The organism is Rhodomicrobium lacus (genome assembly GCF_003992725.1).
GTDB lineage: Bacteria > Pseudomonadota > Alphaproteobacteria > Rhizobiales > Rhodomicrobiaceae > Rhodomicrobium > Rhodomicrobium lacus.
This window is the reverse complement of sequence record NZ_RZNF01000012.1, coordinates 426,479-441,552: the sequence shown is the minus strand read 5'-3', so window position 1 is coordinate 441,552 and position 15,074 is coordinate 426,479. Positions and strand designations below refer to the sequence as shown.

At 61.1% G+C, this 15,074-nt stretch carries 14 protein-coding genes; 10 read left to right on the top strand and 4 right to left on the bottom strand.

The annotated features are described in order from the left end of the window. Positions 1-77 precede the first annotated feature (77 nt). The 8 genes from EK416_RS11455 (at position 78) to EK416_RS11420 (ending at position 9,960) form a co-directional block, all read left to right on the top strand. Positions 78-578, top strand: a complete 501-nt coding sequence (locus tag EK416_RS11455; RefSeq protein WP_127077622.1) for an RNA pyrophosphohydrolase — start codon at positions 78-80, stop codon at positions 576-578. A 191-nt stretch (positions 579-769) separates the two neighbouring features. Further along, complete coding sequence (locus EK416_RS11450) at positions 770-1,327, top strand: F0F1 ATP synthase subunit delta (protein WP_127077621.1); 558 nt, start codon at positions 770-772, stop codon at positions 1,325-1,327. Further along, the gene (atpA, locus tag EK416_RS11445; protein ID WP_127077620.1) at positions 1,327-2,868 is read left to right on the top strand and encodes a F0F1 ATP synthase subunit alpha; all 1,542 of its coding nucleotides are present in this window, start codon (positions 1,327-1,329) and stop codon (positions 2,866-2,868) included. The genes EK416_RS11450 and atpA overlap by 1 nt, the downstream gene beginning before the upstream one ends. A 21-nt stretch (positions 2,869-2,889) precedes the next feature. After that, positions 2,890-3,750, top strand: coding sequence for a F0F1 ATP synthase subunit gamma (locus tag EK416_RS11440; protein ID WP_127077619.1), 861 nt, complete (start codon positions 2,890-2,892; stop codon positions 3,748-3,750). A 313-nt stretch (positions 3,751-4,063) separates the two neighbouring features. Further along, positions 4,064-5,497 (top strand): F0F1 ATP synthase subunit beta, encoded by a 1,434-nt coding sequence (gene atpD / locus EK416_RS11435; RefSeq protein ID WP_127077618.1) that lies wholly within the window; start codon positions 4,064-4,066, stop codon positions 5,495-5,497. Positions 5,498-5,587: 90 nt separating this feature from the next. Further along, positions 5,588-5,989, top strand: coding sequence for a F0F1 ATP synthase subunit epsilon (locus tag EK416_RS11430; protein WP_127077617.1), 402 nt, complete (start codon positions 5,588-5,590; stop codon positions 5,987-5,989). 840 nt (positions 5,990-6,829) lie between these two features. Next, entirely contained in the window at positions 6,830-8,656 is a 1,827-nt protein-coding gene (locus EK416_RS11425; protein ID WP_164730000.1) for a cache domain-containing sensor histidine kinase, read from the top strand. Between the two features lie 413 nt (positions 8,657-9,069). Next, the gene (locus tag EK416_RS11420) at positions 9,070-9,960 is read left to right on the top strand and encodes an ATP-binding response regulator (protein ID WP_127077615.1); all 891 of its coding nucleotides are present in this window, start codon (positions 9,070-9,072) and stop codon (positions 9,958-9,960) included. A gap of 148 nt (positions 9,961-10,108) precedes the next feature. Here the strand turns inward: EK416_RS11420 and EK416_RS11415 are convergent, their stop codons facing one another. After that, positions 10,109-10,426, bottom strand: coding sequence for a hypothetical protein (locus tag EK416_RS11415; RefSeq protein ID WP_127077614.1), 318 nt, complete (start codon positions 10,424-10,426; stop codon positions 10,109-10,111). Positions 10,427-10,647: 221 nt separating this feature from the next. On the opposite strand from EK416_RS11415, the gene EK416_RS17765 reads away from it, so the two are divergent. Together EK416_RS17765 and EK416_RS17760 are read left to right on the top strand one after the other, a co-directional pair. Beyond that, positions 10,648-10,818 carry a hypothetical protein gene (locus EK416_RS17765; RefSeq protein WP_164729999.1) on the top strand — a complete coding sequence of 57 codons (171 nt, stop codon included), beginning with the start codon at positions 10,648-10,650 and terminating at the stop codon, positions 10,816-10,818. Then, positions 10,770-11,288 (top strand): hypothetical protein, encoded by a 519-nt coding sequence (locus tag EK416_RS17760; protein ID WP_164729998.1) that lies wholly within the window; start codon positions 10,770-10,772, stop codon positions 11,286-11,288. The genes EK416_RS17765 and EK416_RS17760 overlap by 49 nt, the downstream gene beginning before the upstream one ends. Before the next feature lie 113 nt (positions 11,289-11,401). On the opposite strand, the gene EK416_RS11405 is transcribed toward EK416_RS17760, so the two are convergent. From EK416_RS11405 to purH, 3 genes are all read right to left on the bottom strand, one after another. Further along, positions 11,402-12,265 carry an outer membrane protein gene (locus tag EK416_RS11405; RefSeq protein ID WP_127077612.1) on the bottom strand — a complete coding sequence of 288 codons (864 nt, stop codon included), beginning with the start codon at positions 12,263-12,265 and terminating at the stop codon, positions 11,402-11,404. Between the two features lie 251 nt (positions 12,266-12,516). Continuing rightward, positions 12,517-13,167 carry a helix-turn-helix transcriptional regulator gene (locus EK416_RS11400; protein WP_127077611.1) on the bottom strand — a complete coding sequence of 217 codons (651 nt, stop codon included), beginning with the start codon at positions 13,165-13,167 and terminating at the stop codon, positions 12,517-12,519. A gap of 286 nt (positions 13,168-13,453) precedes the next feature. After that, positions 13,454-15,061: a bifunctional phosphoribosylaminoimidazolecarboxamide formyltransferase/IMP cyclohydrolase gene (gene purH / locus EK416_RS11395; protein ID WP_127077610.1), complete on the bottom strand. Its 1,608-nt coding sequence runs from the start codon at positions 15,059-15,061 to the stop codon at positions 13,454-13,456. Positions 15,062-15,074: the final 13 nt, after the last annotated feature.

The window sequence follows — 15,074 nt, the reverse complement described above, 5'->3', positions numbered from 1 at the left end:
CTCGAACAGGAGAGCCCGCATTTCGGGAGCGACATCCGCCCGACAATCCCCCCGCAGCATCATAAGGAACAACCGCGATGCTCATCCAACCCTCCACTCTTCCATACCGGCTCTGCGCCGGGATCGTGCTTCTGAACGCCGAACGCCGCGTCTGGATCGGTCACCGCACGAAAGACTTCGCTTCGGGTGAGGCGAATCGGCGCTGGCAGATGCCGCAGGGCGGGATCGACAAGGGTGAAGACCCCAGGGCAGCCGCGTTGCGCGAGCTTTACGAGGAAACGGGCGTGACGAGCGTGTCGGTCCTCGCGGAATCGCGGGACTGGATCTACTACGACCTTCCGTCCGAATCCGTCGGCAAGGCCCTGAAGGGTAAGTATCGGGGACAACAGCAGAAATGGTATGCGATGCTGTTCACGGGGGACGAATCCGAGATGAATCTCAAGCTCGACGGGCACAAGCCCGAGTTCGATTCCTGGCGCTGGGCGACGCCAGCCGAAGTCATCGACGAGATCGTGGGTTTCAAGCGCGCTGCGTATGAGGCGGTTTTCGCTGAATTTGCTGAACTTCTCGTTCCATGAGGAATGGTCTTTCGCAAAGGCGAAAAACGATCATTCAATTCGCTGCACCGGGTTGCAATGCGTGAAGGGTCTATGCTAGAAGCGCGTCAGGCATAAGCCGGGCTTCAAATCCGGACATTTAATCACCTATTTCAGAGCATGCATCGACGCTCTTCGCGTTCGGCGGCTCTTTGACTGTTGGAGAGCACGTCTTGGCGCGGACCATCGCAGGATCGACGGTAGCTGAACGTTACGCAGGAGCGCTTTTCGATCTGGCACGCGCGGATAACGCGGTCGGCAGCGTCGAAGCTTCTCTCGAAATTTTCCAGAAATCGCTGCGCGAGAGTGACGACCTTCGTCGCCTCGTGCTGAACCCGACATTCTCCATCGCAGAGCAGGAAAAGGGCCTTTCGGCCGTGCTCAAGGCGGCGGGGATCGAGGGGCTTGCGCGCGACTTTCTTATCGTTCTCGCGAAGAACCGGCGCCTTTTCGCCGTCGAGAACGTGATCGCGGCCTTCCGCTCGCTTGCTGCCGAGGAGCGCGGCGAGGTCGAGGCTGAAGTCATTTCCGCCGTCCCGCTGAGCGAGGCCCAGACGCAGGATCTGGTCGACACGCTTCGGCAGAAGCTCGGCAAGACGCCCAAGCTTACGGCGATTGTGGATTCGAAGCTGCTCGGCGGGCTTGTCGTCCGCGTCGGTAGCCAGATGATCGATACGTCCTTACGTACGAAATTGAAAAACCTCGAAAAGGTGATGAAAGAGGCCAGCTGATGGAGCTAACGGAAATCCGCCCGTCCGAGATTTCTTCGATCCTGAAGGAACAGATAAAGAATTTCGGTCAGGAAGCAGAAGTCTCCGAGATTGGGCAAGTGCTCTCCGTGGGCGATGGTATCGCTCGCGTTTACGGTCTCGATAACGTCCAAGCCGGCGAAATGGTCGAGTTTCCGGGCGGCATCCGCGGGATGGCGCTGAACCTCGAAGCCGATAACGTCGGTGTGGTTATCTTCGGCTCGGACACCAACATCAAGGAAGGCGACACCGTCAAGCGCACGGGCGCCATCGTGGAGACGCCGGTCGGCAAGGGCCTGCTCGGCCGCGTGGTGGACGGTCTCGGTAACCCGATCGACGGCAAGGGTCCGATCCAGTACACCGAAAAGCGTCGCGTTGACGTCAAGGCGCCCGGCATTCTTCCCCGCGAGAGCGTGAAAGAGCCGATGCAGACGGGTATCAAGGCGATCGACGCGCTGATCCCGATCGGCCGCGGTCAGCGCGAGCTGATCATCGGCGACCGCCAGACCGGCAAGACCGCCGTCGCGCTCGATGCGATCCTCAATCAGAAGTCCGTGAACGCCACGGGCGACGAGAGCAAGAAGCTTTACTGCATCTATGTGGCGGTCGGCCAGAAGCGCTCGACGGTCGCTCAGTTCGTGAAGGTTCTGGAAGAGCAGGGCGCGCTGGAATACTCCATCGTCGTCGCGGCTACCGCTTCCGATCCGGCCCCGATGCAGTTCATCGCGCCCTATACTGGCTGCGCGATCGGCGAATGGTTCCGCGATAACGGCCAGCACGCGCTCATCATCTATGACGATCTGTCGAAGCAGGCTGTGGCCTATCGCCAGATGTCGCTGCTGCTCCGTCGTCCGCCCGGACGTGAAGCCTATCCCGGCGACGTGTTCTATCTGCATTCCCGCCTTCTGGAACGCGCGGCGAAGCTCAACAAGGATCATGGTTCGGGTTCGCTGACCGCTCTTCCGGTCGTCGAGACGCAGGCGAACGACGTGTCCGCCTACATTCCGACGAACGTGATTTCGATCACCGACGGCCAGATCTTCCTTGAGACGGATCTGTTCTATCAGGGCATCCGTCCGGCGGTGAACGTCGGCATCTCGGTGTCTCGCGTGGGCTCGTCCGCGCAGATCAAGGCCATGAAGCAGGTTGCGGGCGCCATCAAGGGCGAGCTTGCGCAGTACCGCGAGATGGCGGCGTTCGCGCAGTTCGGTTCCGACCTCGACGCCGCGACGCAGCGGCTTCTCGCTCGCGGCTCGCGCCTCACCGAGCTTCTGAAGCAACCCCAGTTCTCGCCGCTCAAGGTGGAAGAGCAGGTTGTGGTGATCTATGCCGGCACGCGCGGCTTCCTCGATCCGATCCCGGTTTCGTCGGTCGGCGAGTTCGAGCGCGAGTTCCTGACGCTGCTCCGCAACGAGCACAAGGACCTGCTGGATACGATCCGCGACTCCAAGGCGCTTTCGCCGGATTCGGAGCAGAAGCTTAAGGACATCCTTACCGATTTCTCGAAGCGCTTCTCGGCGTAATCGGGCCCAGCGGAGACACCAATGCCGAGCCTGAAAGACCTAAGAGGCCGCATCGCGTCGGTTAAGGCCACGCGCAAGATCACGAAGGCCATGCAGATGGTGGCCGCCGCGAAATTGCGCCGTGCGCAGGACCAGGCCGAAGCGGCTCGTCCCTACTCCGAGGGTCTGGACCAGATCCTCGGCAAATTCGGCGGCAAGGCGATACCGAGCGGCCCCCTGCAACTGCTGTTGCAGGGAACCGGCAAGACGCAAACGCATCTGCTCGTGGTCGCCACCGGCGAGCGCGGGCTCGCAGGCGCGTTCAACTCGAATATCGCCCGTCTTGCCCGAGACCACGCCCGCCAGCTTCTCGCGGAAGGCAAGTCCGTCAAGATCATCACCATCGGTCGCAAAGGCGCGGACGTGCTGCGTCGCGATTTCGGCAAGCTGATGATCGACCATATCGACCTGCGGAGCGTGCGCCAGATCGGCTACGTCCATGCGCTCGATATAGCGCAGCGTGTCGCGAAGCGCTTCGAGGCAGGCGAATTCGACGTCGCCACTCTCTTTTATTCGCAGTTCCAGAACATCATCACGCAGAAGCCGAAGGCGAGCCAGCTTCTCCCGGTGGAACTCACCGCGACCGAGGGGAACTATGAGTTCGAGCCGGACGAAGCGGAAATCCTGATCGACCTCGTGCCTCGCGCGCTCGCGACGAAGATTTTCAGCGCCCTGCTGGAGAACAATGCGGGCTTCTACGCGTCGCAGATGACCGCGATGGACAACGCAACGCGCAACGCGGGCGACATGGTCGGCCGCTATACGCTTGAGTATAACCGCGCGCGTCAGGCGATGATCACGAAGGAACTGATCGAAATCATCTCGGGCGCGGAGGCGGTCTAGCCTCCGGTTCCGAAGGCGCGTGCGTCCGCGCTCGCGCCGCTCCGCCGGGCAACGCGTTTGTTTCGGCTGTTGTTTTTGGGCCGTTTCCGTCCTATTCAGATGGTGCGGCCTGTAGAAACGCAGGATTTCGGCTCCCGGCGCGGCGTCCGTCGCGAGGGGTGCTTATCGTGTCGGTCCCGCGACCGGCCAGGGAGGCAGCCGAAGCAAGCGACCCGTAAGGGTTGCGCGGCGTGAAATGAATTGAGTGCGGCATCGGACGCTCGGAGTTCGTCGTCGCATCTGACAAAGATGGACCGGTTTTGGGGAAGACAAGATGAGCGATAGACGAGTTGGCCGTATCAGGCAGGTCACGGGCGCCGTGGTGGACGTGCAGTTCGATGGGCCGCTGCCGTCGATCCTGAACGCGCTTGAGACACAGAACCACGGCAGCCGCCTTGTGCTTGAGGTTGCCCAGCACCTCGGCGAAAGCACCGTCCGCACCATCGCCATGGATTCGACCGAAGGTCTCATTCGCGGTCAGGAAGTCACCGACACCGGCGAAGCGATCTCGGTTCCCGTCGGCGAAGAGACGCTCGGCCGCATCATGAACGTCATCGGCGAGCCGATCGACGAAGCCGGTCCGATCAAGTCGAACCAGCGCCGCCCGATCCATGCGCAGGCGCCGTCGTTCGTCGATCAGTCGACCGAAGTGGAAGTGCTCGTCACCGGCATCAAGGTCGTCGACCTGCTTGCGCCTTACTCGAAGGGCGGCAAGGTCGGCCTGTTCGGCGGCGCGGGCGTCGGCAAGACGGTGCTCATTCAGGAACTCATCAATAACATCGCGAAGGGCCACGGCGGTTACTCCGTGTTCGCGGGCGTTGGCGAGCGTACCCGTGAAGGCAACGACCTTTACTGGGAAATGATCGAGTCCAAGGTGAACGTGGACCCGCACGAGAGCGGTTCCGCGCAGGGTTCCAAGTGTTCGCTGGTTTTCGGCCAGATGAACGAGCCCCCCGGAGCGCGCGCCCGCGTGGCTCTGACCGGTCTCACCGTAGCCGAATATTTCCGCGACCAGGGCCAGGACGTGCTGTTCTTCGTGGACAACATCTTCCGCTTCACGCAGGCGGGTTCCGAAGTGTCCGCTCTTCTCGGCCGTATCCCGTCGGCCGTGGGTTATCAGCCGACGCTTGCGACCGACATGGGCGCGCTTCAGGAGCGCATCACGTCGACCTCGAAAGGCTCGATCACGTCCGTGCAGGCCATCTATGTGCCCGCCGACGACTTGACCGACCCGGCGCCTGCGGCTTCGTTCGCTCACTTGGACGCAACGACGGTGCTTTCGCGCTCGATCGCGGAGAAGGGCATTTATCCGGCGGTCGACCCGCTCGACTCGACGAGCCGTGCGCTTGAGCCGCGCATCGTCGGCGAGGAGCATTACAAGGTCGCTCGTCAGGTGCAGGCCATCCTTCAGCGCTACAAGGCGCTTCAGGACATCATCGCGATCCTCGGCATGGACGAACTGTCAGAAGAGGACAAGCGGACCGTGGCGCGCGCCCGCAAGATCGAGCGCTTCCTGTCGCAGCCGTTCCACGTCGCCGAAGCGTTCACTGGCAAGCCGGGTGTGCTCGTCGACGTGAAGGACACGGTGAAAGGCTTCAAGGGTCTCTGCGAAGGCGATTACGATCATTTGCCGGAGCAGGCGTTCTACATGGTCGGCACCATCGACGAGGCCATCAAGAAGGCCGAGGAACTGGCCGCCGCGGCCTAAGGCAGTAACGGCCGCCTTCGCACGCGTCGTTTCGCGCGTGTCAGGGCGGCCTTCGGATTTTTACGGACCAGCGCCGGAGAACGGACCGAGATGGCCGATACCATTCATTTCGAACTTATTTCGCCGGATAAGCGGCTCTTGTCCGCCGATGTGCTTGAGGCTGTGCTTCCGGGGCAGGAAGGCGACCTTTCTGCGCAGGCGGGACGTGGCCTTCTTATTCTCAAGTTACGCCCCGGCATCCTGACGACGCGCGCAAAGGACGGCGAAAAGCAGTTCTTCCTGCGTGGCGGCTTTGCCGATGTCGGGCCCGAAAAGGCGACCGTATTGGCTGAATTCGCCATTCCGCTCGAAGAGCTGACGGGGGCTGTCCTGACGGACGAGATCGCGCAGGCTCAGCAGGAACTCGACGAGGCGAAGGACGACGCTCGCAAGATCTCGTCATGGGATCGGCTGGAGCGCTTGCAGACCTTGAAAGCACGCCTGGCCCTTTAAGTGGCGTCGGCACCGCACGCAGCTTTCGATGCGCGTGTCGGTTTCGGCAAGGCACAGTGTTCGCGCGTGGGAGGAAACTCCCGCGCGCTTTTTTTTTGTCCGGCTCTGTCGACATGGCCGGGATCTCGTCGCGCCACGCGCGCCGATGGAGCGCGCATCGACAATCAAGCCCGGTCCGATCCCGATGGTAGCCGCACCGTCGCTCGATTAACCGCGGCATCACAATAATCTTCAAAAGTTCACAGAAACGCTTTTTACTGTGTGGAGAAAAAGTCGTTTCAAGGCTGGACGTCTGCGCAGCTTCAGCTAAGCATATGAAGCAGAGCGGATAGCCGTGCGCGGAGCGGGTAGGAATGGGAAGCGAGACAAGCCTCGTCGCGCTTTGGGCGTGGGCGTATGGGACAAGGTCGGGTGCTTTTGGAGAGACGACGATATCGAGCCGACCCGGCGCCGCTTCGGAGCGAAGCTTGAACACGCCTCGTTCAGCTTTGGAATATGCGGCGAGTGGCTGCCACGGCCGCTGCCCGCTACGGCGACATTTCTGCGCACCGCGTCGCGCTTCGACGCAATCGCTCTCGTCTTTCGGAGGTTGCAGACAGCATCCGGCGAGTGCGCGAGAGCCAGCCGCCGGGCGTTGCGACCGATCCTTTCATTCCCCCTCCCTTGCACGTGCCCGCCTCAATCGATCCTCCCCGACAGCGGACGCGAAATACACCCTCAAGTCTCGATTTACACACCATGGCGGGTAAGCGGCACGGTCTCAGGCTTGACAGGCGACACCGCATACGGCGTTCGGGCGCCAGGCTGAGGCTTGCGGTCGCGATCTCCGCATGCGGTGTCGTGATAGGTACCATCCTTTTTTTCTGCGCCGTCGTGAACGAGGCGCGTTCCTATGCGGAAAGCCGGGCCTGGAACGATGTCTCGACCCTCTCGGCCGCTTTCGAAGAGCAGGCGCGCCTGAACGTCGAGATGGTTGCGAGCGCGATTCGATTCCTGAAGCCGAAACTCGCAGCGCAGGGAACCAGCCTCAACCTCGCCGACTGGCGAACGTACCTTCCCGCTCTGGCCACGGCCTCAACCACGGTGCAGATCTCTTTCGTCGGGCCGGACGGAAAGCTGCTTTCGTCGTCTCTCAGCCAGGACCCGCAGCCGGTAGACTTGTCCGACCGCGACCACATACGCGTCCATTTGGAGGGTCGGCCGGGGCTTTATTTCGGGAAGCCGGTGATTGGCCGCATCTCGCGGCAGTGGACGATCCAGATCACGGACCGCGTGGAGGGCCCGGACGGAAAGCTTGCGGGCATTATCGTTTTCTCGCTTTCGCCGGAATCGCTGACGACGCTTCAGCGGTCGATCAACATCGGTAAGAGCGGCAGCCTGATGGTTCTGGGCACCGATGGTGTTATCCGTGCCTCTTTTGCGAACTGGCAGGAGTCCAACCTTGCGTTTTTGGGAACGGTGTACCCTGACTTGAAGGGGCTTACGGGCGGTCAGGACGCCGGGCTCAAACGCGCCCGTAATCCGCTGGACGGTTCCGACACCTTTTTCCGCTGGCGCAAGGTCGGCGACTATCCGCTTCTCGTCATGTCCGGCATCGCCGAGCGGGACGTTTATGCGTCCGTCGACAGCAGCGTGGCGAAGCTGGGGGTGCTGTGCGCCGGTGTTCTGGCTCTCCTCCTCACGCTGAGCTGGGTTCTCGTTCGGGAGATCGGTCGTCGCGTGGAACGGGAAGTCGCTCTTTACGATGGAAGCCGCAGGCTCGCGCTGGCAAACGATAGCCTGCGACGCCGTCACCGCCAGCTTGGTCGAACGAGCGCGGCTCTGGCGGCAGAGCGCGGGCGGCTTCAAGACATCAACGCCGAACTGGAAGCGGCGAAGGAGCAAGCCGACGAGGCCAACCGGCTGAAGACCGCGTTTCTGATGAATATGAGCCACGAATTCCGGACGCCGATGCATGCGATCCTGAACTACGGCGCGTTCGGGTTGAAAGCGGCGCGCGGAGGAGATCAGGCCCGGCTGGAGAAGTGCCTGACGAACATACAGACAGCGGGCGAGCGCCTGCTTGGCATGCTGAATGCGCTGCTCGATCTGTCGAAGCTCGAATCGGCCTGGTCGGATCTGCACAAGGAGCGCGGAAGCCTGATGAGTGTGGCCCGCAAAGCCGGGGTCGAACTCGGCTCACTTGTCGAAGACAAGGCTCTCTGCTTGAGTTTTGAGGCGCAAACCGGCGACGTTGAGGCGGTGTTCGATGCGCGGCGGATGATGCAGGTTTTCGTCAATCTGTTTTCAAACGCGATCAAGTTTTCTCCAAGGGGGGCAACCATCACGGTTACATTTGCCGACGCAGTCATGCCAGACGGCGGCGAGGCCATTCACTGTCACATAAAGGACCACGGCATCGGCATCCCGGAAGGCGAACTCGATCGCGTGTTCGATAAATTCACCCAAAGCAGCAAGACGGATACGGGAGCCGGTGGCTCGGGGCTCGGTTTGACGATATGTCGGGAAATCGTTCGGCTGCACGGCGGCCGCATCTGGGCGGCCCCTTCGGAATTGGGCGCTTCGATCCATTTCGTGATCCCGAGAGGCCGCGACAGTCGGGTTGCAGCATCCCGGCCGGGAGAACCGGCAGCAAGCCCTGAAAACTCCCTGCGCGGGGGCGACTAATCTCGGGCCAGGCGCAGATTTATCGTTGAACTCGCTTTCTCCAGGCTTTCTATTTTCATCCGTTTCTGACGAAAATGGTTGAACCCGCTACCTCGAAGCAGTCAGCAGCCATGCCGTCGCGGGAGAGCCGCTCACCCGGCGAACAGTGGCTCACTCTGCCTGATCGGGGGAACCGCGCTCGGCCCGTCGATCTGGCAAGACGATCGTTTCCGCGCACGGCGCAATGATATCGGCGCGGAACGGCCGAAAGAGGCTGGGGCGGCAGTGCGTGCTTCCCCCCGCCATCCGAGCCATTCCCGCGCATCGTTCGCCCAATCCATGGAACCCTTCAGGGCGTCTTCAGTTTTTTGTAGTTCCTTAGACTGAGGGCGCTTACCCGCCTTCGGACTTCATCGCTGGTTCGCGGATTTCAAATGCGCAAGATCCTTTATGTCGACGACGATGCGCTGAATCGGGACATCCTGCGCGACCTTCTTTGCGAAGGCGGCTACGATGTCGTGGAAGCCGACGACGGCGACACCGCGCTCAAGCGTCTTCACGACACGCCCGGTATCGATGCCGTTCTGCTGGACCGCATGATGCCGCGCATGAGCGGTATCGAAGTGCTGAGAGCGGTGAAAAAGGATGCGCACCTCGCCGATATTCCGGTGATCATGCAAACGGGCGCGACGGCGCGCGACCAGATCCTTCAGGGCATCAGGGCGGGGGTCTATTATTATCTCACAAAGCCTTATGAAGATCAGATGCTGCTCGCCATTGTCGGCGCCGCACTTCGGGATGCCGCGCAGAAGCGGCGGCTTCGCGAGGAGGTCGCACAGCATCGCACCTTGATGGGACTTCTTGAACAGGCCCGCTTCCGCTTCCGGACCCCGCAGGAGGCGCGCAGCCTCGCTTTCCTCATCGCCAATTGTTTCCCCGAGCCCGAAGCGGCCATTTATGGCCTGCACGAGATGCTTTCAAACGCGATCGAGCACGGCAATCTCGGCATCACCTATCGGGAAAAGACGCGCCTCATGCTTCAAGGGCGTCTGCAGGAGGAAATCGAGCATCGGCTTGCCCTGCCGGAGAACCGCGAGAAATGGGCTTGGCTCAGCTTTGAGACGGACAGCATGACGCTTAGGGTGCGCATTCGCGACCAGGGGGCCGGGTTCGACTGGCGGCCCTATCTCGATATAAGCCCAGAACGGGCCACGCATCCGCACGGACGCGGGATCGCCACGGCGCGCAGGATGTCTTTCAGTTCGGTGGACTACGTGGGCTGCGGCAACGAGGTGGTCTGCACATTCATCGCAGACGAAGCGTAGAAGCGCCGAGAGCGACAGCGTCATGTCGAAAGCCGCTTGCGCCGACGCTGCGGAAGCCGAGGCAAGAGCGCCGCGCCTGCGCCACGCACGCATGAAAACGCCGCGCTTTTCGGCGCGGCGCAGGCGATCACACGAAGCTGCGATGGCTTCAGCGAGAAATACCGCGAAAACCGGGCATCGGCGAATAGCCGTAAGGCACTCCGCTGCTCGCCGAGTTCTGCTGCTGGAAGCCGAAGGGGCTCTCGGACAGGCCGCTGGTCGCGCCGCCCGAAACGTAGAAACCGCTCTTGAATTCGCTCTTGCCGTCGACCTTGTCCTGAAGCGCTTTCAGCTTGTCGTCGTCGTTGAGAGCGGCTGCGGCGTCACTGTTCTGCTGGACGGGTTCGGTCGACCACGCAAAAACCTGCGCCGGCATCCAAAGAGAGACCGCGATGGCGGCCAGACCTGCAAAAGCAACTTTGCGCATTTTTTCCCTCGCTCGCAATTGCTGTTGTTTACCTAACATGCTCCTAAGCGTTTTGTACAGATTGTCGCTAAAGTTGTATTGCGTGAATTCGTGTCTGCAGAAGCAGCGCTCAAGGCCGGGAGCGCTTTCCGCGTCGAAGCTCTTAACGATTTATTCACATCGCGCTTTTGCGCGCGTCAAGATGGGTGCAGCATGCGCCCTTCAAAGGGAGGATGAAGACAATGTCGAAAGAGCATACGCCCGACACCCTCATTCGCCGCGCGAAAGAGACGCGCGCACAGGCTGAAGCGCTTGACGAGATCTGGCTGAAGAACGCCCTCGAAGACATGGCGCAGGCTTACGAATGGCTCGCATTGAAGCTCGCAGTCGCCCCGACAAACTCGATAAACTGACCTGCGCCGCAGCCAGAGGCCTGGCTTCAAGGCCGGGCGCGGAGTGCATCAGTTTACTCAAATCGTGGGATCTTCTTAACAAACACCAGCGTGTCCCGGCGGTTGCGTCCTTTGCCCGTCGGCATTACAAAACTGGCCAGATCAGGATGGAAGCGATGCTGTTTTTACGTGTGTCAGGACTGACGCTCTTGATCGGCGCTTTCGCCGCGCTCGTCTACGACGGCATTCGGCTGGTCGGCAGTCCGGGCCGTGCCCTTCCTCTCACATCACTCTCGGCGCAACTTGATCGCGCTCCCGATACTCATGAAGCGGTGCAGCGGTTTTTTCTCGATAACGCGCCCTCATACCTCTGGAACGGGGTTGTGGAACCGCTCCTTGTGCTTCCGATCTTCCTTCTTTTCGGCGTCTTCGGGGCCCTTCTCTATTTAGCGGGTCACCGGGAGCCGCCGCCCGAAATCGTCAGCGACTGATCGATTTTCCTCATCGATCTGGCGCAGGCAGGCTGATCGTTCGCGCCAGAAAAGCGCCGCACGTCAAAGACCCACGGCGCTTGGCAGAATTTGCCGAGTTGTTCCCGCGATCGCTACTTCAGCGGAGCCGGGGGCGTGAAGACAGCATAGTTCACGCCGAGCTTGAACGAGTTGGCCGTCAGATCGCCGATGTCTTTAAAGTCTGCTTTATAGCGGCTGAACGTTTCGCCAGGGTATGTATAGCAGCACGCGCCGCCGACGTTCGGCTCGCCGAAATTGAAGTACAGATATTCGGCCTTCACGGACCAATTGTAATTCCACTTGTACTCAAGGCCGCCGCCGACGGTCCATCCGGCAAGCGTATTGCCGTTGTCGGTCGTGGAACTCCAGTCGTAGTTGTAGGCGTTGCCATTTTCGCGAAGAATACCGGCGCGCACCGAGTTGTTGAGCCACGCGAAGCCGCCCTTCGCGTAAATCAGCGTATTGCCCGCCGCATAGCCGAGGCGCCCCGTGATGTCGCCGTAGAAGCCGCCCTTGCTCGTGAAGCGGATGCGAGTGGAGGCGTTGGGATCGAGGCCGCCACGGTCGTCATCGATGTAGAATGTCTTGCTCGCGTCATCACGCCAGCCGCCGACGTCAAGTTCGATGCCGTAGATGTAGTTGCAGCATTGGCCAAACTGCCAATTATAGCCGAGGGTCAGGCCACCGAAGATGCCCGATCCACTCAAGCCGCCATTGTAGTCGTAGCGGGTAAAATTGTCCGCGTCCCGCCAATAGTCGTAGTGGTTTCGACCCAGGTCGATATCGGTCCAGCCGCCGCCCAGATGCGCGCCGACATAGAAACCCGTCCAAAGCGGCGGCGGTGGCGCAATATCCTTATAGCTGGCGGGGATGCCGTCTGCATGAGCCGGGAGCGCAGCGATTGCCGCTGCGCCAAGTGCGGCGGCGCCTGCCAGAATCGTATGCTTGAGAGCCATTTCTCTCTTCTCTCGCTTGAGTTGCCAGTAGAATCAACGCCGAACGCCTTTTCTTGCGATACTCGCAAACAAGCTAAACTTAAAGTTGTATTTTTAGTGAATTGAGGTTTTTGCAGGTGCCTCCTTCTGGTGAGGCGAAGAAAAGATCTTTTGCTGCAATGGTTTGCTGTTGTCGGCTGTGCGAGTTTGTTGATTTCTCGCAACAGTGACGGGCGGTGCACGCAAGAATGATTGTAGGTTGCTTTCCGGCGTCAGAAATGAGCGAGGGGAGACCGGAGATCATCTACGATCTTCATCAGATCTTTCTGCCGGGAGGCGCCCGTCTTGGCGAAAATATTCTGCAGATGCGTTTTCACGGTGTTGACGGAGAGTGACAGCGCCGCCGCCGCCTCCGTTACGGAGCACCCTTTCGCGAAGTGTTCGAGCGCCCGCGCCTCGGCCTTGGTCAGACCGTAGCATTGCGTAACGACTGGCAGGGCGCTATTGCTCTGCGCGGGGTAAGTGGCAATGTGGATCGCCACCATGGGCCGACCATCGAGTTGTGCGTCGAGTGGACGGATCATGGCAATGGCGATGGCGCCTCGATTGAGAGGCGACGAGAGGGACAACTCTCGATCGAACGGCTTTTCGTTCGCCCGTGATGCCGCCTGCGCCGCCTCGAAAATCGCTCTCAACAGCAGCGCGGTGCGCTCGGCGTCCTCAGCGCGCAAGCGACCGTTTTCGATCCGAATAGGCCAGCCCGCGTCGGCCATGGAACGCGCAGCCGCGTTCGCATGGACGACTTCGCCATTGGCGAGCGAAGCGGCGAACCCTGCGTTAAACTGGTCGAGAGCGGACCCCAAAAGGGAATCGAGAGAGACATCAATCAAAGGATCAAACACCGTTAGTGCTGAAGCATGCAACCTAGGCACTTAGGTTGAAACTGCCGGGAAACAAGTTACAAAAATGGCGCGAGACAATTGATCACGGCCATCAATGATAAAAAAAGAAAACACTCTCAAGCGCAAGCTCCGAAAACCGAAGCAGCGTTGCGAATAAAGGCAGGCTTCGCAAAAACCGCTCGGTCGCGAAACTTTTCGTGAAAATTTAGTATCTCGCATAAAACCGAACTGCCTCGCATGCGCGGGCATGCGAGGCAGCGAAGATATCGAGAGTGACTGCGATTGCGCGAGCGCGGACCGTTGGCGATCAGTGCCGGAAGTGTCGCACGCCCGTAAACACCATGGCGAGGCCGCGTTCATCGGCGGCGCGGATCACTTCCTCGTCGCGCATGGAGCCACCCGGCTGAATGATCGACGTCGCGCCTGCGTCGGCAGCGGCGAGCAGACCGTCCGCGAAGGGGAAGAACGCGTCCGAAGCGACGGCGGTATCTTTCAACGCCTCGTCGGGATTTTTCCCGGCGTGCTCGGCCGCTTCGCGCGCCTTCCACACGGCGAGGCGAACGCTGTCCACCCGGCTCATCTGCCCTGCGCCGATGCCGATCGTGGCGCCGTCCTTCGCGAACACGATGGCGTTCGACTTCACATGCTTCGTGACGCGCATGGCGAAAACCATGTTGGCGCGCTCGACCTCGGACGGTTCACGTTTCGTGACGGTCCGCAGCGTCTTGCCCTCGAAGCCGCCGACATCCGCATCCTGCACGAGGAAACCGCCGGCGACCGAGCGGAAATAGGGCTGACGCGCGACCGGCAACAAGCCGCCCGTCACCAGAAGCCGCACGTTCGGCTTTGCGGCGAATGCCGCGCGCGCCGCGTCGGACGCCTCCGGCACGATCACGACTTCGGTGAAGATCTTGAGGATTTCGCGGGCAGCATCCTCTTCCAGACGTCCGTTCAACGCGACGATGCCACCGAATGCGCTGACCGGATCGCAGGCCAGCGCCTTCCTGTACGCTTCGACGAGTGACGAGCCCAGCGCGACGCCGCACGGATTGGCATGCTTGACGATGGCCACCGCAGGCTCGCCGCTCGGAAATTCCGAAATCAGTTCGAAGGCCGCGTCGGCGTCGGTAAGATTGTTGTAAGAGAGTTCCTTGCCCTGCACCTGCTCGGCACCGACGATGCCCGGCCCGTTCCGTTCGGTCGATTCGTAAAGAGCGGCCTTCTGGTGCGGATTCTCGCCGTAACGCAGGCTCTGCTTCAGCGTGCCCGTGATGGTGTGGGACGATGCCGCGGAGCCGGTCTGCCCGGCGAACCACGTCGCAATCGCGGTGTCGTAAGCGGCGGTGCGCGCGAAGGCCTTGGCCGCGAGGCGGCGGCGCGTTGCGTCGCTCGTCCCGCGCGTTTCGCCGGAAAGTTCGGCTGCGACCGCCTCGTAATCGGCCGGGTCCGTGACGACCGTCACGCAATTATGGTTCTTCGCCGCCGCGCGCAGCATGGCCGGACCGCCGACGTCGATGTTCTCGATCATCGTATCGAAGTCGGCCGCGTGCTTCTTGAGCGTCTCCTCGAAAGGATAGAGGTTGATGACCACGAGACCGATTGGAGCGATGTTATGCTGTGCCAGCGCCTCGCGCGCGCTCGACTGTTCGAGATTGGCGAGGATGCCGCCGTGGATGGCGGGGTGCAGCGTCTTCACGCGGCCTTCGAGGATCTCGGGGAATTTCGTGACATCGGACACCGACACGACGGCGATGCCATTATCGCGCAGGAAGGCGGCAGTGCCACCCGTGGAGACGATCTCGATGCCGAGTGCATCGAGCTTCCTGGCGAATTCCGCAAGGTTCGACTTGTCGGAAACGGAAATGAGTGCGCGGCGCACCGGAAAAACTTGCGGTTTCGTGGATTGTGCGGACATGGCTCGTAAGTGT